Genomic DNA, 22,480 nt, shown 5'->3' with positions numbered 1-22,480 from the left:
GATCACCCCGCATTGGCGAATGGCATTCTTTACGGCCCGCTGCGGCACGGTTTCCGAAATAGGGTGTCGCCGCTCCACTCCCGAGCGGGGGGCAACGGACCGGCGCGTTGCCGGAAACAGATACTGCCAGGGCCAGCTGCGTCCCGCTTTCGCGTACTTTCTTTCCAACGCGTAGGGCAAATAAACGGAACCGAATCCTTCTCCGGGGTGAACACCACAGGAAGCTTTTGCGGTCTTTTCGCCCGCACCACATTTTCGAAATCGCCGAGCTCCTTTGATCCAATCGATATAACTTTGCTCGGTACGGATACTGTAATGTTTGCAGCGGATAACGTTTCTCACCTGATCCAGCAAACGGGGCTGCCCGCCGGATACGGCGGCCGGATGGTATCGATCGGGCGCAACATTTGAGGAATCCTTCGGATTCCAATGGCAATCATTCATACAACCCCCATTGGAATAGAATGGCAAACAACAACGGCAATTGTCTGAAGCATTCCTCGAATTGCATTTCCGGATTTAACGTTTGACGTTATTATCGTGAAGCGTTAATATGTGTTATATGATTCAATCTTTCCGGGACAAAGAAGCTGAGAAAATATTCAACAGGCAATTTTCAGCGAGATTGCCCAAAAATATTCAGGGCATAGGACGCAAAAAGCTTGTAATACTTGATGCTGCAGTGGATTTAAATGATTTACGAGTGCCTCCGGGCAATAGGTTAGAGGCATTAAGAGGCGACCGGAAAGGGCAGCACAGCATACGCATAAACGATCAATGGCGGATTTGTTTTAAATGGCGCAATGGCTCTGCGTATGAAGTTGAAATAACAGATTATCATTAGGAGATCATATGCAAAGTAAAAAATTACCGCCCATTCATCCCGGCAAGATTCTAATGGAAGAATTTTTGGCTCCCATGGGAATCAGCCAGTATCGCTTGGCCAAAGATATAAGCGTTTCTCCCCGGCGTATAAATGAAATAGTGCATGAGAAACGATCCATTACTGCCGATACCGCACTTCGCCTTGGCCGATTTTTTAGCATGACTCCTCAATTTTGGCTGAATCTCCAGAATCGTTACGACCTGGAAACCACAGAGGACTTGATAGGAAAACGGCTTAATAATGAAATAAATGCACTTCAGCGGGAAGCAACAAATATTCCCTAAGGTTATAACCAATCAGCCCAGGCGACAGCCAGGGCCGGCGGAATTTTGACAAGCCGAGGGGAATTGAGCATCAACCATCTTTCATCAAGTCAGTGGAAGCCCTGGCTGCTCCTGGCTTCCAGCGTTATAACTGTATGAGCGAGAAGTACTCAGGATGGATTTCTGCAAGTGGGGATGGGGTCAAACCTTGAAATATGAATAAAAGCCGACAGCTCCCATGAATTGCGTTACTCAGTTGTATCATGGCACGGCAATGGCGGATCGAATTTCCCTGGGCATTATGACGCGTCCTATCGCGGGACGATAACCGCCGGGCAATATTTTGCTCGATGAAGGATCGGCAGCGGTTTCCGGATCTACTGCGACGGCCATCTTTTCCGTGGGCGTTTCAAGAGCATCATTGTGGAACTTGCTGCTGGGTTGGTCGCCTCGATTTATTTGCCTATGGTACCAGTGATTCTGTGAGGGGGTGTCCGGTTGTTTGATCCCGAGTTGATCGACGATGCAAGCCGTTGCAACAATGAATGTCTTTTTTGCCTTTTGCCCTGAAGAAAGTTACTTAGCGGTGACCTTGATGGTGACGTCGACATTGCCTTTGACGGCTCTGGAATAGGGACAGGCCTGATGCCCGGCAGCCACGACCGTTTCGGCCTCTTTCGGCGACAGACCTTCGACAATGGCCTCCAAGTCCACCACCAGGCCGAAACCGTCTGCGTCGTCGGGCCCGATGCCCACGGCGCATTTTACTTCAATGGACTTGGGAATCAGTTTGAGCTGACGCGACATGAACTCGCAGGAGCTGCCGAAACAGGCGGCGTAACCCGCCGCAAACAAATGTTCGGGTGTTGTGGCGCCCTCTTTGCCGGGGCCGCCCATTGCCTTTGGAACGGATAATCGGACGTCGATCAAACCGTCGTCCGATCTTGTATATCCGTTCCTGCCTCCGCCGGCTGCGGCCATTGCCGTATACAGCGCATTGACTGCCATTTTGTCTCTTCTCCTTCATTCCAATTGATGATTGATATGCGGAACGTCCCGGCCGTTCATGGCGTTCAACCGGAACCCTCCAGGCGCGCATCGCATGCATGATCCGTCTTCATTTCCGCGTCCATCCGCAACAACAGATCGCTGACGCTTGTCTTGAGAGACAGAAATTCTTCCAGAGTAAGACCGCTGCGGCAAAAGAGTGCCTCAGGGATGCTCCGCGCCGTGTTTTTGAGGGCCTTTCCTTGCTGTGTGAGCGTAACCACGACTTTCCGTTCATCGTCGGCCGACCGGTTGCGGGAAATCCGTCCTTGCGCCTCCAGGCGTTTGAGCAAGGGCGTCAGGGTACCGGTGTCGAGATACAAGCGTTTGCCGATAGCGGTAACGGTCTGATGGTCCTGCTCCCAAAGCACCAGCATGACCAGGTATTGGGGATAGGTCATATCCAGTTTGGCGAGAAAAGGGCCATAGAGCTTCGTGAGCATGCGGGACGCGGCATACAGCACAAAGCACAGTTGATTGTCGAGCTTTAAAAATCCGTCTTCGGCCATGGCCATGGGTGCTCACATTCATCGAACATTGCGGTCGATTTCCCCGAGCAGCGTTTGCGTCTGGTTGTCCAGAAGCCCGAACCCGGTGTCCTTTCTGTAAACGATGTTACCTTCTTTGTCCACAATGATATAAACCCGCTTCGAGACCGGCAGCAAGGGATGGTTGGTCCTGTACAGCGAAGTGACGGTGCCTTTTTCATCGGCAAGCAAGGTAATGGACGTCAGCTGATGCTTGGCGATAAAGGCCCGGTGGGATTCGGAGGCGTCGCGACTGATGCCGAGAACTTTGATTTTGCGATTTTCGAATTCCGCGATGTTTCGTTGAAACTCAACGAACGCGGACGTTCAGTTGCGGCTGTCGTCTTTCGGATAGAAGGCAAGCACTGCGCCGCGATGATCGGCGAGCACGGCGCTGAGCGCCACTTCGCTCCCGTCTTGATTCGGCAAAGCGAACTCAGGGGCTTTCGAGCCCGACTCGGCGGATGGCTTTGGCGTGTTCATCGCGGCACAGCCGGACAGAAACATCAATGCGAACAACGCGACAACAATTTTCCTTTTCACCATTTCAACCTCCAAAGTATTCGATTGTAATTGTCTTCCGGATGAGCGACTGCACATCCGGCACATCAACGAAAATAGGAAGATGCCAACCTTCTTTGACGGAGTGCAGTGGCGTCCGGTAAGAATCGCAAGGCCGGCTTTTATACCTGCTGACGATCCGTTGCGAAATCCGATCGGAAAGTGCCTTTTCGGCGATGCCGTTTTCCATGCACAAAGTCCCGGTCCCCATATTGCCCACAACAATACAGGGGTAAATAATATTGGGCACAATAAAAGGCAAGCGGTTTTTTGTGTCCGAGTGCCTGCTCCGCCCAAAAGCGCAGGCGTGCTTCGCGCCCGTTTTGAACACAACGCACTCGGGCACAACCGCAATCCAAATCGCCACAGTAGTGTTGCTGTCCATCCGGCAACGGCTTCTTGCGGTCTTGACGGGATAGGACTATGTTTTCAATAATACCATGCGTTGAAGTCACCATGCGGAGAAAAGGAGTGTAAGATGCTGCAACCGACATATCCGCTCTACTTGGCCAACCGCCCCGAAACACCCAATGCCGACCTGGCCGTGATAGACAAGTTTACCGGCGCGACGGCCACCCGGGTGCCCTTGGCCGATCCGGCGCTCATCGATCGGGCGATCAGTGCGGCCGATGGGGCCGCCGCGGCCATGGCGGCCCTCAAGCCCCATCAACGCCGCGACATTCTTTCCGGTTGCGTGGGCGCCTTCGAACGGCGCGCCGAAGAGCTGGCCATGGCCCTGTGCATCGAGGCAGGCAAGCCGATCAACGATGCCCGCGGCGAGGTCACCCGGCTGATCGACACCTTCCGGGTGGCCGCCGAAGAGGCGGTGCGCATCGGCGGTGAGACCATTCCCCTGGAGATCAGCGCCCGGGCCGACGGTTACCGGGGCATGACCCAGCGGGTGCCGGTGGGGCCCTGCGCCTTCATCAGTCCCTTCAACTTCCCCCTCAACCTGGTGGCCCACAAGGTGGCCCCGGCCATCGCCGCCGGTTGCCCGTTCGTGCTCAAACCGGCCAGCGCCACACCGGTGGGGGCCCTGATCATCGGCGAGGTGCTTTCCCAAACCGGGCTGCCCGAGGGTGCTTTTTCCATCCTGCCCTGTCCCCGGGACGGCGCCGATCAGCTCATCTCCGACGACCGGCTCAAGCTGCTCAGCTTCACCGGATCGGACACCGTGGGCTGGGGCCTCAAGGCCCGGGCCGGCAAAAAGAAGGTGGTGCTCGAACTGGGCGGCAACGCGGCTTGCATCGTGGACGAGACCGCCGACCTGGACGACGCCGTCGAGCGCCTGGTGATGGGCGCCTTTTACCAGTCGGGGCAGAGCTGCATCAGCGTGCAGCGCATCATTGCCCACGAACAGATCTACGACCGGATCAAGGCCAAGCTGGTGGCCAAGGTGAACACATTGCAGTGCGGTGATCCCAAGCAAGAGGACACCTTTATCGGCCCGCTCATTTCGGCAAAGGAGGCCGACCGCCTGCAAGACTGGATCGCCGCGGCCGTGGCGGCCGGCGGGCGGGTGTTGTGCGGCAACCAGCGCAAGGGCGCGGTGCTGTCGGCCACCTTGCTGGAAGATGTGCCGCCGCATCAGGACATCTGCCGGGAAGAGGCCTTCGGGCCGGTGGCCGTGCTCTCCCGCTTCAGCCGCTTCGACGAGGCCATCGCCCAAGTCAACGCCTCGCGCTTCGGGCTGCAGGCCGGCCTCTTCACCCGTGACCTTTACCGCGCCCAGCAGGCCTGGGACCAGTTGGCGGTGGGCGGCGTGGTGGTGGGCGACGTGCCCTCCTGGCGCGTGGACCACATGCCCTACGGCGGGGTCAAGGATTCGGGGCTGGGCCGCGAGGGGTTGCGCTATGCCATCGAGGAGATGACCGAAATCCGACTGCTGGTGATCCGCACGCCGGGGGCCTGATGTCCTCATCCAACCCGGCGCCCGCGCATAGGACGGCACAATGGCGGATCCAGTGCAATTGGGCGACCTCGGCTTCGACCCGTGGTTCGAAGCGCACGCCGAGGCCAACGTGGATTACCGGATGATCGACGCCAACATCGACACCGTCGGCATTCGCGAACTGTCATAATGCAATACGGCTTTTGGGCTGTCGAATCATAGTTGGCGATCCATGATAGTCGTACGCGTAGTCAGCCCCGAAGGGGCGGTTCACGTACACGTACTCGAAAAGGTGCAAAATGTTCGACCATGAAAGACTTGATGTATACTGTGTCAGCGTGACTTTAGTTGTGCCTGGGCATATCTTTTGTGCAAATGGCTCAAGGAGGATAAAGTGGAAGAGCTTATTAAAAAAATCCCTGTTTCAATTATAGCAATTTGCATTGCGGTTCTCACGGTTTTGGTTTCGATTGCCGTAATTCGAGGCGACTCCGCAATTGATATATGGGGGATAAAAATCGATCCCAAGAGAGGTGAGAAACAAGATGGTGTCCTTACCAATTTGCCCGTTGGTACAATACTCGCTTCATACTTAGCACCTAATCAGATGAAAGAGAATTATGGGAACCAATGGGTATTGGCAAATGGCGATGAGGTCTCTACAAAAACACCGTTTTATACGCTTACTGGTAAAACGAAGTTACCGGATTTAAGGGGCGTATTTATAAGAGGTTTAAATGTTAACCGTAATGATGGGAAGCAAGACCCGGATGGCCAGAATCGAAATGTCGGTGACTTTCAGGCAGATGATTTTCTGAATCATAATCATGCTATTTCAACAGCAGGTATTTGGGGAAGAAGTTTCAAAGGTGAGGATGGTTCGCCCAATACAGCCCATGAACGGATCGGTGCTACGGAAAATAAGGGCGGCAAGGAGACGCGCCCAAGGAATGTTGCACTTTATTACTACATTAAAATCCTTTGAATATGGAAAGAGACGTCTGCCGACTTGAGGGGTGCGCGCTATGAATCAAACGGCGATTGTCATCGGCGCCACTGGTTTGGTGGGCCGGGCATTGACGGAACGATTGGCGGCTGCCGGCCACGTCGAGCGCATCGTCACGCTGACCCGGCGCCCGGCGCCGCATGGCGATGCAAAGGTGCTCAATCAGGTTGTGGACTTCGACCGTTTGGAAGGATATGCCGAGGCCTTTCGCGGGGATATTTTCTTCTCCTGCCTGGGTACCACGCGAAAAAAGGCCGGCTCCCGCCACGCCCAGCGGGTGGTGGACCTGGCGTACCAGTACCGGGCGGCCCGATTGGCGGCCGACCAGGGGGTGCGCCATTATTTGCTTGTTTCCTCCAGCGGGGCCGATTCCCGGAGCCGCAACGCCTATTTGCGGATGAAGGGGGAGTTGGAGCAAAAGGTCCTGGCCTTGCCGTTTGAGCGCATTAGCATTTTTCAACCTTCCCTGCTGATCGGCCAAAGGGAACAGGTACGCTGGGCGGAAAAGCTGGGTGGCTGGTTGCTGCCGGTGTTCTGCGCCATCCCGGGTTTGCGGCGTTATCGACCGATTGCCGGTTGGCAGGTGGCGGCGAAAATGGTCCAGGTCAGCCGGTCGCGGGCGCCCGGCGTCGCGTGGTACCGCTTGGATGAGATTTTCGATGCGGACAACGTCCGTGATGATGCCGCAATGAATGAACCGGATGGATTTACATAAATCGATTCCCTTTCAGCACGCATGGTGGTATAAGACGCGTTTTCGCAGCCGCAGGAGCCGATCCTGTGGCTTTTTTATGCAAGAAAGGAAACCATCATCGTGATTAGCGCAACCAATGTGACCCTGGCCTATGGCAAGCGGGTTCTGTTTAAAGAGGTCAATATTAAATTTGCACCGGGGAACTGTTACGGGCTCATCGGCGCCAACGGCGCCGGCAAGTCCACATTCCTGAAAATTCTGGCCGGGGAGATCGAATCGGATTCGGGAACGGTATCTGTCGGCGCCCGGGAGCGCATCGCCGTATTGCGGCAGGACCATTTCGCCTTTGACGAGCAGACGGTTTTAGACACCGTGATCATGGGTCATGAAGAGCTATACCGAATTATGATCGCGCGGGACGCCCTGTATGCCAAGGCCGATTTCACCGAAGCGGACGGCATCGAATCAAGTGAGCTCGAGGTGCGATTCGAGGAGATGAACGGCTATGAGGCAGAGTCCGAGGCGTCGGTGCTGCTGGAAAAACTGCTCATCCCGGAGGCATTGAACCAGAAAAAGATGAAAGAACTCGAAGGCGGCGAAAAGGTGCGCGTGCTTCTGGCCCAGGCCCTGTTCGGCAACCCGGACGTCCTGCTCCTCGACGAACCGACCAACAATCTGGACATCAAGTCCATTGCCTGGTTGGAGGAATTTCTTTTCAAGTTCCAGAATACGGTCATTGTGGTATCCCATGATCGCCATTTCATGAACCAGGTGTGCACCCACATTGCCGATATCGATTTCGGACAGATATCGGTATATCAAGGGAGCTACGATTTCTGGTACCAGGCCAGCCAATTGCGCCTGCGACAGAAGCAGGCCGAAAACCGGAAGGTCACCGACCGCGCCAACGAACTCAAGGCCTTTATCCAGCGATTTGGCGCCAACGCCTCCAAATCCAAGCAAGCCACGTCCCGGAAGAAACTGCTCGAAAAACTCACCCTCGAGGACATGCCGGTGTCCTCCAGAAAATACCCCTTTATCAGCTTCAAGCCGGGCCGCCCCTGTGGCAATATCATTTTGAAAGTGGACCGACTCACCAAAACCATCGATGGCGAAAAGGTACTGAACAACGTCTGCTTTACGGTCAACGCGGGCGATAAAGTCGCCTTCATGGGCGTGAGCAGTCTGGCCAAGACCACCTTGTTTCAAATTTTGTCCGGTGAGATGGCGCCGGACAGCGGTACATTCAGTTGGGGCCTTACCATCACCCACGCCTATTTTCCCAAGGAGCACAGCGCCTATTTCACAGGCGACCAGAACCTGATCAACTGGCTACTTCAGTTTGCGCCGCCCACGGAGGGCGAAAACTTTGCCCGAACCTTCCTGGGCCGGATGCTTTTTTCCGGGGAGGAGGCCCTCAAAAAAACCAACGTGCTCTCCGGTGGGGAAAAAGTGCGTTGCATGCTCTCGCGGATGATGCTTTCCGAAGCCAATGTCCTGATGCTCGACGAACCCACCAACCACCTCGATCTCGAAGCGATCACCGCATTGAATAATAGCTTGTCGGATTTCCCTGAAGTGATTCTGTTCATCTCCCAAGACCACGAGTGCCTCAGCACCGTCGTCAACCGGGTGATTGAAATCACGCCCGGCGGTGTCATCGATCGCCGCATGACCTTTGACGCGTATATCGCAAGCAAGGAAGTCGAAGAAACCCGGGCGCTGCTGATCAGGAAAGCTGCCTGAGCAAACGGCTGTGCGATGCATGAAGGTGGGGCAAACGGGACGTCCATAAGTAAATAAATTGACTTGCGAAAAACGCTTTGATAATCCTCGTGTATGCTGCGAGAAGCCAGAATAGATGCTCCCGGGGCTTTGCATCATGTCATAGTGCGGAGGATTGAACGCAAAGCCATTTTCAAGGATGACACCGACCGCAACAACTTTTTTGAGCGTTGGGGGCAAATTGCAGCCGAATCCGAAACACCCTGTTTTGCTTGGGCCTTGATGAGCAATCACGTGCATTTGCTGGTTCGAACCGGCACGGTTGCTCTATCAACGTTGATGCGTCGTTTGCTGACCGGTTATGCACAATATTTTAACCGCCGTTACCGACGCCATGGCCCGCTTTTTCAAAACAGATGCAAATCGATTCTTCGCCGGGAAGATGCCTATCTGCTTGTGCTGCCGCGCTACATTCACCTTAACCCCCTCAGAGCGAGCATTGTGGCCGATCTTAAGGCGCTGGATCTTTTCTCAAGGGGAGTGTACGCATCCTGGGCGATAGCGATTTTGTTCTCAACGTTCTTGAATCCAGCAATGAGCGGCTTGAGCGGCGTTACCGCCTGATCGCAAAGGGTTTCGATTTGCAAATCCTTACGCAGTATGCCGCCAAGATCCACGATGTGCGGTCCGAACAGCTCTTTGCACCGGGACGGTATCCGAAAGTGATGCAGGCGCGCAGTCTGTTGTGCTTTTGGGCGGTGAGGTTTTTGGGAATGCAGGCAACTGAACTTGCTGTAAAAATACTGAACTTGATGCAAAAATGGGGTTGGCCCAACCGGCGGTCAGCATTTCGGTCAAGCGCGGCGAGAAATTGTCGAATGAAAACGACATAGATGATTTTGAAGCTCTCTTAGGTTAATTTATTAATTTATGGACGTCCCCAGTGCCACCAGTGCGCTCGCTTCGGTGCTCGACCTTCGTGATCTCACCTTTCAAAGGGGGGATGACAGGTGTGCCCTCGGACATTATGTTTCTTCCCGGTGGCCCGGGGTGACGAACGAGATAACCAGAAAACCGAAGTGCTCTGCGCAAGGAAAATGAGATGATCGAGATTACTGTCACCGACAATGCCCGGATGAAACTTCTCAAAATCATTGAACGGTCCTCCGCCCGATCCATTCGTTTGATCCGGCAGGGCGACGGGTGAATCGGTCCCCGGTTGGGCATGGTTCTGGATGAACCGCGAACAAACGACGAAGTGGTCCATTGCAAAGGCATCGAAATTGTCTACCCGGCTAATGATAAGGAGTTGTTCGACAATACGCTGATCGACTTCAGAGATTCCTGGTATGGCGAAGGATTCGTGCTCTGCTCGCCGAATTCCGAGCCCTGTTAACCCACCGGCTTGCACTCGTCATGGCTTGTCCATGGGTGTGGTTTGCAGGTTGTGGGGGCAGCCAACCCCCTTGATGCAAATCCGTATCCCATCCACCTCCCAAGGCGCGGTAGATCCGGACCACAGTCACAAGCTGGGCAAGCAGGGTGCGGCTCTCCGCGATCTCCTGGGTGATCAGTGTCCGCTGGGCGTCCAGGACGTTCAGGTAGCTGGTCAGGCCGCTCTTGTGGCGGTACTCGGCGATTCCCGGCTCTTCGCGGGAGGCCTGCACGGTTTTGCGGTGCGCGGTCAGCGCTTCGCGGGTCTTGTGATGGGCCGTCAAGGCGTCTTCCAGTCCCCGGAAAGCGTGCAGGATGGTTTGCTCGTAACGGATCAGTAGTTCCTGCTGCCGGGCTTCGGCCAGCGCGATGTTGGCCCGGTTGCGGCCGGAGTTGAAGATCGGCAGGGTGACGACGGGGCCGAAAGTCCAGATGCGTGACGGCCGGGTGAAGAGGTCGGACAGCGCCGTGCTTTGCACGCCGAAGGCGCCGGTCAGGCCGATTTGGGGAAACAGGGCTGCTTTTTGGCCACGCCGATGCGCGCATTGGCGGCGACCAGTACCATGGTTTTGGCATATTTTCGTGTTGAACTCTCATTTGCGAATTCAGCATACTTTTCTCTCCTGTGATGGTGGACGTTAGACGTCAAGGAGACATCATGACCGTCAAGCGCATGGACAACGTCGGCATCGTAGTGGAAGATATCGATGCCGCCATTGCGTTTTTCACCGAACTTGGCCTGACCCTCGAAGGGCGCATGCCCATTGAGGGCGAATGGGCAGGCCGCGTTACCGGCGTGCGTGGGCAGCGCGTCGAGATCGCCATGATGAGCACCCCTGACGGACACAGCCGCCTCGAGCTCTCGCGTTTCGATGTTCCCGCCATCGCGTCGGATCATCGCACAGCTCCCGTGAACTCGTTGGAATACCTGCGCGTCATGTTTACCGTCGAGGATATCAACGACACCCTCGCGCGGCTGAGCAAGCTCGGTGCGACAGTGGTCGGTGAAGTCGTTAATTACGAAGGCATCTACCGACCTTGCTACATCCGGGGTCCCGAGGGGATTCTCATCGGGCTCGCCCAACAGCTCGGGCAGCTGACGTCCCGAGAGAATCTCATGGAACGTAAACCTTGAGAACTCAACCGTTGGCGTCCAATCCGCGCTTTTCCTATGTCGTACGTTAGCCCGCAGCGCGCCGGTAAGGCGCAACTTTGGTAAGGAACACCATGAAAAGAAATCGGACAATAAAGAGCTTTACGATGAACCTGGATGGAGGGGCTGATGAAATTTTCCCCTTATTGTGTCCTGTTCGTGAATATGAGTGGATCCAGCCATGGCAATGTGAAATGGTTTATACGGATTCAGGCAGAGCCGAATTGGATTGTGTATTCAAAACAAATTTCCCTGATGATGGACCAGAAGACACTTGGGTTGTTTCAAGATATGAACCTCCCAAACTCCTCGAGTTTGTCCGCATAAACGCAATTCGAAGCATCCGGTATTGTATTAATGTAATTCAGCAAGATGATGGAAGTACACAGGCAACATGGAAACAGGTCATTACTGCTTTGAACACCGATGGCGACACCTTCGTAAACCATTTAACAGACGACGCATATGATGGTGAAATGACGATATTGCAGAAAATGATAAACCATTTTCTGAAGACAGGTGAAATGTTGAAGATAATGAAATAGAGGAGTTCCTTAACCTGCCATTAAACCGGACGCGGGCCGGCCCGCCTCTTTGACCGAAAAATTTTGGAGCGGGGGTTACTATAACGTTAGGCCCATCAAGGAGAAGCCGTGATGGCACAGACAGCGGCATCGCCTGATCTTGAACGGATAAATCCTTTTGTAGGCCTATGGGATACAGAGGGCGAGATGGAGAGCAACGCCCCTGGAAAGTCTGCGCCGAGCGAGATGCATAAGAGGAGGATTCTGCATGAAACCTAGGATCAGCATGATTACCCTGGGCGTCAGGGATCTGGAAAAGTCGGTACGCTTCTATGAGGAGGGTCTTGGCCTGCCGAGGATGGATTCACCGCCAGAGGTTGTGTTTTTTACGCTCAATGGTAGCTGGCTCGGACTATATGGTCGCGAGTCCTTGGCGGAAGACGCGGGAGTGCCTGCCGACGGCACCGGCTTCGCCGGTTTCACGATTGCGCATAACGTGAATTCGGAAGCGGCAGTTGACGAACTCTTGGAACAGGCGGTCTCAGCAGGCGCCAAACGGGTAAAACCTGCTCAGAAGGTGTTCTGGGGTGGTTACTCCGGCTACTTCGCCGATCCGGACGGCTATCTGTGGGAGGTCGCGCACAACCCCCTCTTTTGGGTCGGTCCGAAGGATGAAGAGGCATAATAACCAGGCCATGCAGTCGCCGCTCGTTCCTCGTGGGGGCGATGGCTGGCGTTCACGATACACTTCGCGCGAAATGAGGAATAGAATGATTGTTAACATACGGCTGGAAAATGAAGAGGATTACCCGAAAGTTGAAGAGATGGCGCGGGAAGCGTTCTGGAATTTATATGTGCCGGGTTGTGAGGAGCACTATTTATGTCATATTTTGCGAGAGCATGAGGACTTTATTCAGGAACTGGATTATGTTGCTGAAGTGGATGGGAATATTGCAGGTTCCATTATGTATTCGAAGTCTTGCTTGTTGAGTGATGATTTCGAACAGGTTCCGATAGTTTCCTTTGGTCCCTTATGTGTCCATCCTGAATATCAGAGAAAAGGAATAGGTACTGCGTTAATAGAACGAACCAAAAGCTTGGTGGAAAAGACGGACATTCCTGCAATTGTCATTTACGGAGATCCTCACAATTACTGTAAGCATGGATTTAAGAACGGTATGGATTATAAAGTCAGCAATATGGACGGTGAATTTCCTTTGGGGTTGCTTGTTTTAGAGCTTAAGCCCGGATTCTTTGGAACAAGAAAATGGAAAGCAAGACAAAGTGATGTTTTCAAATATAGTCAGATAGATGCGGCAGAATATGACAAGAAGTTCCAAAAAAATGAGAAAAAGTTCCAATACAGCCAGGAAATATTTAAAATCCAAATACGATCTTTCTTGAGGGATACGCAGCTAACAACGGAATCAACCTGACGTGACTATTGTCACGCCTTCGGGTATTTCACGGATTCTTATGGCGCCTTATCGCAAGGCTCGCAAGCCTGGGCTGACGCCTCTGGTGCGTATCAAGACGGTCGGCAAAGGCGCATGTCACCCGGCGCTCATGGGCCTTCTTTCTCATGTGCCCGCGGCGGCGTTTCCATGGCGTGCGCAATTGAGATGCTTCAGGGGGGTTTGAACGGCAGGGAAAGCCTCCTTACGAAAATCCAATCAGAAAAAGGAGATCGCTCTATGTCCGACACACTTGGTTCAGATGAAAAAGCCCGTTTTGCTTCCGTTAACGCAGAGAACCTCGATTTTTTGATGAACCGCTACAATCGGGTCAACCGTTGGGTGATCGCGGATATGATCCGGCGCAGCCGCTACCATTACCCGGACAAGATCGCCTTGGTCTATAACGGCCGAACTTTGACCTATGCCGAACTCGAAGATGCCGCCAATCAAGTGGCCAATGCCTTGACGGCTCTCGGCATTCGCAAATACGATCGCGTGGCCATACTGGCCCACAATACGATCCACCATGTGCTCACGTGGCTGGGCTGCTGCAAAATCGGCGCTATCTACCTGGCCATCAATTATCTGCTCAAGGGAAAAGATATCACCTACTGCATCAATCATTCGGAAAGCAAATTATTCGTGGTCGAGGACGCTTTGTACGAATTGGTGCAGGATGTGCTGGACGACATGCCGACCGTCGAAAACTTCATCTGGTCCGATGACGTGGCGGGGCAGGCGCCGCCCAGCGGGCAATTCAAATCGTTCAATGAGTGGTACCAAGCCTATCCGGCAACCGAACCCAACGTGGTGCTGCGCATCGAGGACCCCTGCCAAATGACCTACACGAGCGGGACCGAATCCCTGCCCAAGGGAGTGATCATCAGCAACCAGGCATTGCTGGCCGAATACATGGGATGCATCATTGATGGGCAATACGATTCGCACGACATCAATATCAATGCATTGCCGATCTACCACTGCGCCCAGCGTGATGTGTTCCTGAACCCCATTTTTTACGTGGGGGGCACCAATATCCTGATGATGCCGGATGTGGGGCAAATCCTGAAAACCATCGCCGAACAAAGGGCGACCATGTTTTTTGCACCACCGACCGTATGGATCGGAATGCTGCGGCATCCGGATTTCAGCAAACACGATCTGTCCAGCCTCAAAAAGTGCTACTATGGCGCGTCCATCATGCCGGTGGAAATCCTCAAGGAGATGCTCGAGCGATTGCCGGGCGTTAAAATCTACAATTATTACGGGCAAACCGAACTGGCCCCCTACCACACCATCTTGAAAGCCGAAGACGCCACCCGCAAGTTAGGCAGCGCCGGCATGGCCGGCCTGAACATGGAAAGCCGTCTCGAGGATCTCGATGGCCGGGTCATCACCCGGACGGATCTGCCGGGGGAGATTTGCGGCAAGGGCCCCCATGCGATGATCATGTACTTTAAAGAGCCTGAGAAGACCGAAGCGGCGATGAAAGGCGGTTGGTTCCACTCGGGGGATGTCGGCGTTTTGGACGAAGATCGATACATCTCGGTCGTGGACCGCAAGAAGGACATGATTAAGACCGGTGGCGAAAATGTATCCACCAGAGAGGTGGAGGAAGCGATCTACCTGGACAAACGCGTCGAAGAAGTCGCGGTCATCGGGGTCAATCACCCCAAGTGGGTCGAAGCCGTTACGGCGGTGGTGGTGCCGCGCAAAGGCGAAACCATCACGGAGGATGAGATTATCGCCTTGTGTGAAACCAAATTATCCAAATTCAAAGTGCCCAAGAAGATTATTTTCAGCGAGGCGCTGCCCAAAACACCCACGGGTAAAATTTTAAAACGGGAAATGCGCAAATCTTTCGGCGATCTATACGCCGATTAATACTTGCTTGAGGGCGCTGAATGCGCCCTCACATGCGTGTTTTCAGAATGCAGCTTAGGCCACTCATGTTATCTGCCCTAACCGAATTCTAAAAGAGGGCGGCAGAACTTTACCCAGCTAAAACAGCAGTCCAATCTGTCGATGGCATCAGGACGAAAGCATGTGGGGTGGCGCTGCCGCGGAAGATCTCGGCGGCTTCGCTCTCGGTTTCGGAGAGGGTGGGGGTGCGGGTCTGCTTGTGCACCGGAATGGAGATGGCCCAGTGGTTGTTCTGGCACACGAAGACCAGCGGTACCTGGTAGACCGCCGCGAAGTTCATGGCTTCGTGGAAATCGCCCTCGGAGGTGGCGCCGTCGCCGAAAAAGGTCATCACCACCTCATCGGTGCCGCGATAACGGGCGCCCCAGGCCAGCCCCACGGCGTGGAGCATCTGGGGCCCCACCGGCACGGCCAGGGGCAGGGTCCGGGCATCCGCAGGCAGGGCGCCGCCTTCATTGAAACCGTTGTTGAAGATGAGCATCTGCTCCAGGTCGGCGCCCCGCCCGAGGAGCGCGGCCAGTTCGCGGAAAGAGGGCACCAGCCAGTCGGTGGGCCGCAAATGGGCCACCGCGCCCAGGTGAGCCGCCTCGTGGCCCGTACAGGGCGGAAAGGTGCCGATGCGGCCCTGGCGCTGCAAATGGAGCAGCCGTTCGTCGAAGCGTCGGGCCAGCAGCAGGGTGTGGTGCAGTTGTTTGAGCGTGTCGGTGGGGATGCCGGGCTCCAGGGCGGCGTCCAGATGGCCGTCCGCATCCAGGATGGTGAGCTGTTCGAGGTCGGTGGGTAGGGAGATGGACGTTCGGGGCGTCGCCGGCCTCCTCCGGGTGACAGGTTGGCAGCAGATGGAAAGCGGACAGGGTTCGCGCCGGATTTGGCGATCAACCGATAGTCCACTTTAATGCAGGCGCGGATTTCCGCAAGCCGGCGCTGTGCCGGGAGGCGTTGTAGCGATAACGTTGCAAACAATCCACTTGACCCCCACTATGGTGTGGATTAGTATAGCTATAAATATCCACATGATGGAGGTGCGGTATGCGAACGATCCAAATGACCCTTGATGACGATCTTGTCAGGGATGTCGATCATGTTTCAAAGTTACTCAATACAAATCGGTCTGCATTTACAAGAAAGGCCCTTCGAGAGGCTTTGGCCCGTTACAATCTTGAACAATTGGAGCACAAACACAGAGCTGGGTATGAGCGAAAACCTGTGGTTGGTGATGAGTTTTCGGTTTGGGAGGCGGAACAGGATTGGGGTGATGAATGAAACACGGTGAAATACGGTGGTACAAATTTGCAAATCCGGATAAAAAACGGCCTGTCCTCATCCTGACCAGAGACTCGGTTTTAGAATATCTCGGGGAGGTAACGGTCGCCCCGATTACCGGTACGGTCCGCGACATACCCTCCGAGGTGTTTCTTTCCAAATCCGATGGCATGCCACGGGACTGCGCCATCAATTGTGACCATTTACAAACGGTTTCGAAAGCCAATATCGGTGCGTTGATAACATTCTTACATCCCGCCAAAATGGCTGATGTCGGGCAGGCCATTCGCTTTGCACTCGACATTTAGGCAAATGGGGGACGCGCAAATGGGGGGACGTCCATTAAAAAATAAGTTATCCATGGCGCCGGAACCGACCACCGGGGGGGTGATGAATGTACTACGACACGCTTGTACTGAGCGGTAAATATCATGAAATCGGGCCACAATCCGGGACATTGGCCCACGCGGCGTTCAAGAAGCCGTTTCGCTTGGACCTGTTTTACCAACAGGTCGATGGGCTGGTCCGAAGCCGGTCCATTCAGCGGGTGCTCGTTGAGCGGCAGGACAACTTCGCGGTGCCCGCCTTCGGGGGATTGGAGGAGATCCGCGCGGCGCTGCAACGGCTGCGCGACGCCGGCAAGCAGGTCTACTACCATGCATCCACCTACGATGCCCTGGACTGTGTGCTGGCCTCCGCCTGCACGCGGCGCGTTCTGCACCCGCTGGGCACCGTCTCCTTTCCAGGGGTTGCCCGACGGGACCTGTTCTTCAAGCGACTGATCGACAAGCATGCCATCGGCGTCGAGGTGATCCGGCGCGGGCGCTACAAGAGCGCCGCCGATCGGTTCCGCACCGAGGCCCACGATACCTATGCCCGCGAACAGTACCAGGCGTTGGTCGACGGCGCGGTGGCCGCCATGCGAACGGCGGTGTTGCGCGCGCCGGCGGAGGGCGCGCGACCGGCTTGGACGGAAACATTGTTGGACGAACTGCTCGGCGGGCGCATCCTGACGGCGGCGCAAGCCCTGGAAAGCGGAGTGGTCGACGCGTTGCAAACCATCAACGATTTGACCAACGGATGGAAGGCGGAGAAAATCAAGCCGAAAGCGGTCCGGCGGCGCCGCATTCGATCCCCTTTCGGTCCCCGGGTGGCGGTGTTGGTGTTCGAAGGCATGATCGTCGAAGGGGAGAACCAGCAGCATCCGCTTTTCGGGCCGGCCGTTGGCGACCGGCCGATGGTCAAAGCCATCCGGGCGCTGTGCGAGCGCAAAAGGGTCAAGGCGGTGGTTTTCCGGATCAACAGCGGTGGCGGCTCGGCCATTGCCAGTGAGAACATCCTGCGCGAACTGGTGGCCTTGCAGGAGAAAAAGCCGGTGGTGATCTCCATGGGACCGGTCGCCGCCAGCGGCGGCTATTGGATCGCCGGCAGCGGCGGCAGGGTGTTCGCATTGCCCACCACCATTACCGGTTCCATCGGTGTGGTGACCCTCTTTTTCAACCTCGCCGAGCTGCTGCGCAAACACGGCATCACGGCCGATTGCATCAAGTGCGGCGAGGCGGCCGATCTGGGTTCGGCGCTGCGGCCGCTGACCGACAGCGAGCGCGGCACCATCGAAGGGGTGGTCCAGTCGCTCTATGATGGTTTCATCGAGCGCGTGGCCAAGGTGCGGCGGATGGCCCCGGAGCAGGTGCATGCCCTCGGTGAAGGGCGGGTCTGGCTGGGCGGCGATGCGCTTCAGCACGGTCTGGTGGATGCGGTGGGCGGACTGCACGAGGCCGTCACCCATGCCCGCACCCTCATCAAGTCCGACAGCGCGCGGCTCATTTTCGGACCACGCTGGAAACGCCCGCTCATTGCCCGGCTGTTGGGCGGATCCGGTACGGGAGCGTTCCCGGCCCCGGGCGCCGCCATGCCGTTTCCCCTGCCCGCGCTCATAGGGGCCTGTCGCGCGATGCACGGGCGGCCCTTTTTCTTGGATCCCATGTTGTGCTCCCCGGTTTTTGGGGGGTGCGGATACCTGAACCGTTGCCTGCAACAGGGCATTTGAAAAAGAGAAGGAGGGCTTGAATTTCAGGTTGACGTAAAAAAGAAGTGATGTTAAATGATAATAAATATTATTTAGAAATGAGACTTTCCGTGACGGACCCAAATAAACGATTCCAAACCATCATCCAAAAATTAAGGGATGGTGGCCACAAGATTACACCGCAGCGCATGGCGATTGTCGCTATTCTCGCCAAAAGTGAAGGGCATCCCAGCGTTGAAGTGATCTATGAACAGATCCAAAGCGATTTTCCCACGATGAGTCTCGCAACGGTGTACAGGAACATTCTGTTGATTAAATCGATGGGTGAGGTGCTTGAGCTGGGGTTCCCGGACGGGAGCAACCGCTATGACGGCAACAAGCCGCTGCCCCACCCGCACGTGATCTGCATCAAGTGTAAAAAGATCGTCGACCCGGACTTGGATGGTTTGGATGTCCTCCAAGCGGCGGTGGCCAGGGAGACCCATTTTAAAATCTTGAACCACCGCCTGGATTTTTTCGGTATCTGCAGTGATTGCCTGAAGGCACAAGGCGGGTAATTTTTTTTGGTCCACGAATGATCTTGATTACCAATTAGGATGATTTCTTTTTTAATTCGCAAATCCATTGTCTGAAGTACCGGCAGTGCAAGGCAAGCGCATCGGGGCACGCCATGCATGGCGGCGCGGTGCATGACAGCCAACACCGAAAGGAGCAAGCAATATGAGTGAAGAGCGCAAATGCCCGGTGACGGGCGCAATGAAGAAACCCATCGCCGGTGGCGGCACCTCGAATCGGGATTGGTGGCCGAATCAGTTGAACCTCAAGATTCTGCACCAGCACTCGAACTTGAGCAATCCCATGGGCGAGGCGTTCAACTACGCCGAGGAGTTCAAAAAACTGGATCTGCAGGCCGTGAAGCAGGATCTTTTTGCACTGATGACCGACTCGCAGGACTGGTGGCCCGCTGATTACGGCCACTACGGAGGCCTTTTCATCCGGATGGCCTGGCACAGCGCGGGCACCTACCGCATGGGCGATGGCCGTGGTGGGGCCGGATCCGGTTCCCAGCGCTTCGCCCCGCTCAACAGCTGGCCCGACAATGCGAACCTGGACAAGGCGCGCCGCCTGCTTTGGCCGATCAAGCAGAAATACGGCCGCAAGATCTCCTGGGCCGACCTGATGATCCTGGCCGGCAACTGCGCCCTGGAATCGATGGGTTTCAAGACCTTCGGTTTCGCCGGCGGGCGCGAGGATGTCTGGGAGCCGGAGGAGGATATCTACTGGGGTTCGGAGGCCGAGTGGCTCGGCGACAAGCGCTATTCCGGCGAACGGGATCTCGAGAATCCACTTGCCGCCGTGCAGATGGGGTTGATCTACGTGAATCCGGAAGGCCCCAACGGCAATCCGGATCCGGTGGCTTCCGGTCGTGACGTTCGCGAGACCTTCGCGCGCATGGCGATGAACGACGAGGAGACCGTCGCCCTGGTCGCCGGCGGACACACCTTCGGCAAGTGCCATGGCGCCGGCGATGCGGCGCTGGTCGGTCCTGAACCCGAAGCCGCCCCCATCGAGGCGCTGGGACTCGGCTGGAAAAGCGGCTTTCGCAGCGGCAAAGGCGGCGATACGATCACCAGCGGCATCGAGGGCGCCTGGAAACCCAACCCGACGAAATGGGACATGGGCTATCTGAAAGTACTGTTCAAATACGAATGGGAGCTGGTCAAGAGCCCGGCCGGCGCGCACCAGTGGCTGGCCAAGGACGTGGATGACGAGGACATGGTGGTCGACGCCCACGACCCGAAGAAAAAACATCGGCCCATGATGACCACGGCGGACCTTTCGCTGCGCTTCGACCCGATCTACGAGCCGATCTCCCGGCGTTACCTGGAGAACCCTGAAGAATTCGCGGATGCCTTCGCCCGCGCCTGGTACAAGCTGACCCACCGCGACATGGGCCCCCGCTCGCGTTATCTCGGACCGGAGGTCCCGGCCGAAGAACTGATCTGGCAAGATCCGATGCCCCTGGTCGATCACGCGCTGATCAACGACCAGGACATCGCCGACCTGAAGGGCAAAATTCTTGCCTCGGGCCTGTCGGTCGCCCAACTGGTTGCCACGGCCTGGGCATCGGCGGCCACGTTCCGTGGCTCCGACAAGCGCGGCGGCGCCAATGGGGCGCGCATCCGACTGGCTCCCCAGAAGGATTGGGAAGTCAATCAGCCGGACCGGCTCAAGACGGTCCTGCAGAACCTGGAAGAAATCCAAAAGGCATTCAACAGTGGGCAGACAGGCGGCAAGAAGGTGTCGTTGGCCGATGTGATCGTCCTGGCCGGATGCGCGGCGGTCGAGCAGGCAGCCAAGAACGCCGGCCACGATGTGACCGTTCCCTTCGCACCGGGGCGCACGGATGCCACCCCGGAGCAAACCGATGTGGAAGCGTTCGCCGTGCTCGAACCGGTGGCGGATGGGTTCCGCAACTATCTCAAGACCAAGTTTGCCGTACCGGCGGAGGAGCTGTTGCTGGATCGGGCGCAACTGCTGACGTTGACCGCGCCTGAAATGACGGTGCTTGTCGGCGGCCTGCGGGTCTTGAATGCCAACCACGGGCAGACCCGCCACGGCGTGTTCACCGAGCGGCCCGAAACTCTCACCAATGACTTCTTCGTCAATCTGCTCGATATGCGCACAGAGTGGAAGGCGACCGCGGACGACAATCTGTTCGAGGGATATGATCGCGCAACGGGAGAACGCAAGTGGACCGGTACCCGTGTCGATCTGATCTTCGGCGCCAACTCCCAACTGCGGGCCCTGGCGGAAGTGTACGGCAGCCAGGACGCCCCGGAAAAGTTCCTGAACGACTTCGTGGCCGCCTGGAGCAAGGTGATGCATCTGGACCGCTTCGACCTGGCCTGATCGCACCAGGCAATCTTTTCATGCGCCTTGGCAGGGTATGCGGCATCAACCGGCGGCCGGTCGTGAACCGATTGCCGCCACGCTAAGACGGCTGCCTTGTCCCTGCACCAGGGCTTTCCGCACCCCACCAGGGCGGCGTTGCATGCACATCGCAGCGCCGCCCTTTCTTTTTTGCGGTTATACACAAAGCCCAAGTAAGATGAGAAGCGGGCAAAAGCAGTATCGAAATCGAAATGGAAGTCGGGATCGAAATCGATTCAGATCCGTTTTGTCCGTTTTGCGCATCGTTTCGATTCGATGTCGATAGCGATCCCGATAGCGATTTCGATTTCCAACGGGGCAAGCCTCAACTTGGGCTTTGTGCATAACCGCATTTCATTTTACCTACGAACATCAAAAATTAATCGATTGACTTAATCAATCGAATGAATAAATATGGTTGCGTACATGCTTACTCAGGTACATGCTTACTCAGAAAGTTTGAGCACCAGGAGGACAGGTGGCCACGAACAGCGAGAACATATCGGCAAAGGAGCGGTTGTTGGAGGCCGGGTTGGCGGTTTTCGGGCGTTACGGTTTCGAACCGTCCACCACGCGGGCCATCGCGCGCCGGGCAGGGGTGAACATGGCGGCCATTCCTTATTATTACGACGGCAAAGAGGGGTTGTACCTGGCGGTGGTGGCCCATGTGGCGCAGCGCATCGAAGAACGCATGGCCGATACGTTGGCGGCGGTCGGGGCGCTGGCCGCCGAGGGGCGGCCGTCCGGGGAGGCGGCGCCGGCGCTGCTCGAACGGTTGTTGGGAGATTTGATCGATTTCATGGTGGGTTCATCCGGGGCGGTGCGTTTCGCGCGGATTCTGCTCAGGGAGCAGCTCCACCCTTCGTCGGCCTACGAGACGATTTTCAACCGGATCATGGCCCCGCTGATCGATGCCATCGCCCGCCTGTTGGCCGTGGCCACGGGGACGACGGACATGCGGCGGCTGCGTATCCGTGCGCTGTCCATGATCGGCCAGGTGATGGCTTTCCGGGTGGCGCGGGAGTCCATGGTGCGCATGCTGGACATGGCGGGCTACAGTGCTGACGAGACGGAGGAGATTCGCCGGGTGGTGCTGGAGCAGACCCGCTTCGTTCTGCAGGGGATGGGAGAGAAAAATGCATCGGTATCCCTTGGATAGGGCC

At 56.1% G+C, this 22,480-nt stretch carries 26 protein-coding genes and 1 pseudogene; 20 read left to right on the top strand and 7 right to left on the bottom strand.

Going from position 1 to position 22,480, the window contains the following annotated elements; translation table 11 throughout:
- Positions 1-444 (bottom strand): annotated as a pseudogene (locus MRX98_RS06925) (site-specific integrase); the annotation flags it as partial.
- Between the two features lie 118 nt (positions 445-562).
- Between MRX98_RS06925 and MRX98_RS06920 the strand changes: the two are divergent.
- Together MRX98_RS06920 and MRX98_RS06915 are read left to right on the top strand one after the other, a co-directional pair.
- On the top strand, positions 563-844 hold the full coding sequence (locus MRX98_RS06920; protein WP_246904294.1) for a type II toxin-antitoxin system RelE/ParE family toxin: 282 nt from the start codon (positions 563-565) through the stop codon (positions 842-844).
- 8 nt (positions 845-852) lie between these two features.
- Positions 853-1,170 carry a HigA family addiction module antitoxin gene (locus tag MRX98_RS06915; protein ID WP_246904292.1) on the top strand — a complete coding sequence of 106 codons (318 nt, stop codon included), beginning with the start codon at positions 853-855 and terminating at the stop codon, positions 1,168-1,170.
- A 555-nt stretch (positions 1,171-1,725) separates the two neighbouring features.
- On the opposite strand, the gene MRX98_RS06910 is transcribed toward MRX98_RS06915, so the two are convergent.
- From MRX98_RS06910 to MRX98_RS06895, 4 genes are all read right to left on the bottom strand, one after another.
- The gene (locus MRX98_RS06910; RefSeq protein WP_246904280.1) at positions 1,726-2,157 is read right to left on the bottom strand and encodes an organic hydroperoxide resistance protein; all 432 of its coding nucleotides are present in this window, start codon (positions 2,155-2,157) and stop codon (positions 1,726-1,728) included.
- 65 nt (positions 2,158-2,222) lie between these two features.
- The gene (locus tag MRX98_RS06905) at positions 2,223-2,711 is read right to left on the bottom strand and encodes a MarR family winged helix-turn-helix transcriptional regulator (RefSeq protein ID WP_246904277.1); all 489 of its coding nucleotides are present in this window, start codon (positions 2,709-2,711) and stop codon (positions 2,223-2,225) included.
- 12 nt (positions 2,712-2,723) lie between these two features.
- A complete protein-coding gene (locus MRX98_RS22255; protein ID WP_425523873.1) occupies positions 2,724-2,981 on the bottom strand; it encodes a redoxin domain-containing protein in 258 nt (85 codons plus the stop codon).
- A 289-nt stretch (positions 2,982-3,270) separates the two neighbouring features.
- Positions 3,271-3,669 (bottom strand): hypothetical protein, encoded by a 399-nt coding sequence (locus MRX98_RS06895; protein ID WP_246904270.1) that lies wholly within the window; start codon positions 3,667-3,669, stop codon positions 3,271-3,273.
- A 93-nt stretch (positions 3,670-3,762) separates the two neighbouring features.
- Between MRX98_RS06895 and MRX98_RS06890 the strand changes: the two genes are divergently transcribed.
- The 6 genes from MRX98_RS06890 to MRX98_RS06870 all read left to right on the top strand — a co-directional run bounded on the left by MRX98_RS06890 (position 3,763) and on the right by MRX98_RS06870 (position 9,224).
- Positions 3,763-5,196: an aldehyde dehydrogenase family protein gene (locus MRX98_RS06890; protein ID WP_246904264.1), complete on the top strand. Its 1,434-nt coding sequence runs from the start codon at positions 3,763-3,765 to the stop codon at positions 5,194-5,196.
- 40 nt (positions 5,197-5,236) lie between these two features.
- Complete coding sequence (locus MRX98_RS22000) at positions 5,237-5,365, top strand: hypothetical protein (protein ID WP_281432218.1); 129 nt, start codon at positions 5,237-5,239, stop codon at positions 5,363-5,365.
- A 204-nt stretch (positions 5,366-5,569) separates the two neighbouring features.
- Entirely contained in the window at positions 5,570-6,160 is a 591-nt protein-coding gene (locus tag MRX98_RS06885; protein WP_246904262.1) for a hypothetical protein, read from the top strand.
- A gap of 40 nt (positions 6,161-6,200) precedes the next feature.
- Positions 6,201-6,896 carry an NAD(P)H-binding protein gene (locus MRX98_RS06880; RefSeq protein WP_246904260.1) on the top strand — a complete coding sequence of 232 codons (696 nt, stop codon included), beginning with the start codon at positions 6,201-6,203 and terminating at the stop codon, positions 6,894-6,896.
- Positions 6,897-6,995: 99 nt separating this feature from the next.
- Positions 6,996-8,621: an ABC-F family ATP-binding cassette domain-containing protein gene (locus tag MRX98_RS06875; RefSeq protein WP_246904258.1), complete on the top strand. Its 1,626-nt coding sequence runs from the start codon at positions 6,996-6,998 to the stop codon at positions 8,619-8,621.
- Positions 8,622-8,714: 93 nt separating this feature from the next.
- Positions 8,715-9,224, top strand: a complete 510-nt coding sequence (locus tag MRX98_RS06870) for a transposase (protein WP_246904256.1) — start codon at positions 8,715-8,717, stop codon at positions 9,222-9,224.
- A 710-nt stretch (positions 9,225-9,934) separates the two neighbouring features.
- Here the strand turns inward: MRX98_RS06870 and MRX98_RS06865 are convergent.
- The gene (locus MRX98_RS06865; protein WP_281432230.1) at positions 9,935-10,549 is read right to left on the bottom strand and encodes a TolC family protein; all 615 of its coding nucleotides are present in this window, start codon (positions 10,547-10,549) and stop codon (positions 9,935-9,937) included.
- Positions 10,550-10,692: 143 nt separating this feature from the next.
- Here MRX98_RS06865 and MRX98_RS06860 point away from each other — a divergent pair, with 143 nt between their 5' ends.
- The 5 genes from MRX98_RS06860 (at position 10,693) to MRX98_RS06840 (ending at position 15,052) form a co-directional block, all read left to right on the top strand.
- The gene (locus MRX98_RS06860) at positions 10,693-11,169 is read left to right on the top strand and encodes a VOC family protein (protein WP_246904252.1); all 477 of its coding nucleotides are present in this window, start codon (positions 10,693-10,695) and stop codon (positions 11,167-11,169) included.
- A 125-nt stretch (positions 11,170-11,294) separates the two neighbouring features.
- A complete protein-coding gene (locus tag MRX98_RS06855) occupies positions 11,295-11,732 on the top strand; it encodes a BTB/POZ domain-containing protein (protein WP_246904250.1) in 438 nt (145 codons plus the stop codon).
- A gap of 247 nt (positions 11,733-11,979) precedes the next feature.
- The gene (locus tag MRX98_RS06850; RefSeq protein ID WP_246904248.1) at positions 11,980-12,396 is read left to right on the top strand and encodes a VOC family protein; all 417 of its coding nucleotides are present in this window, start codon (positions 11,980-11,982) and stop codon (positions 12,394-12,396) included.
- An 85-nt stretch (positions 12,397-12,481) separates the two neighbouring features.
- Positions 12,482-13,147: a GNAT family N-acetyltransferase gene (locus tag MRX98_RS06845; protein WP_246904246.1), complete on the top strand. Its 666-nt coding sequence runs from the start codon at positions 12,482-12,484 to the stop codon at positions 13,145-13,147.
- 258 nt (positions 13,148-13,405) lie between these two features.
- Positions 13,406-15,052 carry an acyl-CoA synthetase gene (locus tag MRX98_RS06840; RefSeq protein WP_246904244.1) on the top strand — a complete coding sequence of 549 codons (1,647 nt, stop codon included), beginning with the start codon at positions 13,406-13,408 and terminating at the stop codon, positions 15,050-15,052.
- Positions 15,053-15,161: 109 nt separating this feature from the next.
- Here MRX98_RS06840 and MRX98_RS06835 read toward each other — a convergent pair whose 3' ends face one another.
- A complete protein-coding gene (locus MRX98_RS06835) occupies positions 15,162-15,728 on the bottom strand; it encodes a thiamine pyrophosphate-dependent enzyme (protein ID WP_246904242.1) in 567 nt (188 codons plus the stop codon).
- Between MRX98_RS06835 and MRX98_RS06830 the strand changes: the two genes are divergently transcribed.
- The 7 genes from MRX98_RS06830 to MRX98_RS06800 all read left to right on the top strand — a co-directional run bounded on the left by MRX98_RS06830 (position 15,729) and on the right by MRX98_RS06800 (position 22,476).
- The gene (locus MRX98_RS06830; protein ID WP_246904240.1) at positions 15,729-15,875 is read left to right on the top strand and encodes a hypothetical protein; all 147 of its coding nucleotides are present in this window, start codon (positions 15,729-15,731) and stop codon (positions 15,873-15,875) included. It abuts the gene before it with no gap.
- A 245-nt stretch (positions 15,876-16,120) separates the two neighbouring features.
- Positions 16,121-16,354 (top strand): CopG family transcriptional regulator, encoded by a 234-nt coding sequence (locus MRX98_RS06825; RefSeq protein WP_246904231.1) that lies wholly within the window; start codon positions 16,121-16,123, stop codon positions 16,352-16,354.
- Positions 16,351-16,662, top strand: a complete 312-nt coding sequence (locus tag MRX98_RS06820) for a type II toxin-antitoxin system PemK/MazF family toxin (protein WP_246904229.1) — start codon at positions 16,351-16,353, stop codon at positions 16,660-16,662. The genes MRX98_RS06825 and MRX98_RS06820 overlap by 4 nt, the downstream gene beginning before the upstream one ends.
- An 86-nt stretch (positions 16,663-16,748) precedes the next feature.
- Positions 16,749-18,404, top strand: coding sequence for a signal peptide peptidase SppA (gene sppA, locus MRX98_RS06815; RefSeq protein ID WP_246904227.1), 1,656 nt, complete (start codon positions 16,749-16,751; stop codon positions 18,402-18,404).
- Between the two features lie 47 nt (positions 18,405-18,451).
- On the top strand, positions 18,452-18,940 hold the full coding sequence (locus MRX98_RS06810) for a Fur family transcriptional regulator (RefSeq protein WP_246904226.1): 489 nt from the start codon (positions 18,452-18,454) through the stop codon (positions 18,938-18,940).
- Positions 18,941-19,103: 163 nt separating this feature from the next.
- A complete protein-coding gene (katG, locus tag MRX98_RS06805; RefSeq protein ID WP_246904224.1) occupies positions 19,104-21,296 on the top strand; it encodes a catalase/peroxidase HPI in 2,193 nt (730 codons plus the stop codon).
- Positions 21,297-21,795: 499 nt separating this feature from the next.
- Positions 21,796-22,476: a CerR family C-terminal domain-containing protein gene (locus MRX98_RS06800; RefSeq protein WP_246904214.1), complete on the top strand. Its 681-nt coding sequence runs from the start codon at positions 21,796-21,798 to the stop codon at positions 22,474-22,476.
- The last annotated feature ends 4 nt before the right edge of the window (positions 22,477-22,480 follow it).

Source organism: Desulfatitalea alkaliphila (assembly GCF_022968795.1).
Lineage (GTDB): Bacteria > Desulfobacterota > Desulfobacteria > Desulfobacterales > Desulfosarcinaceae > Desulfatitalea > Desulfatitalea alkaliphila.
Note: the sequence above shows the minus strand (reverse complement) of the source record. Positions and strands in the feature narration are given on the sequence as shown.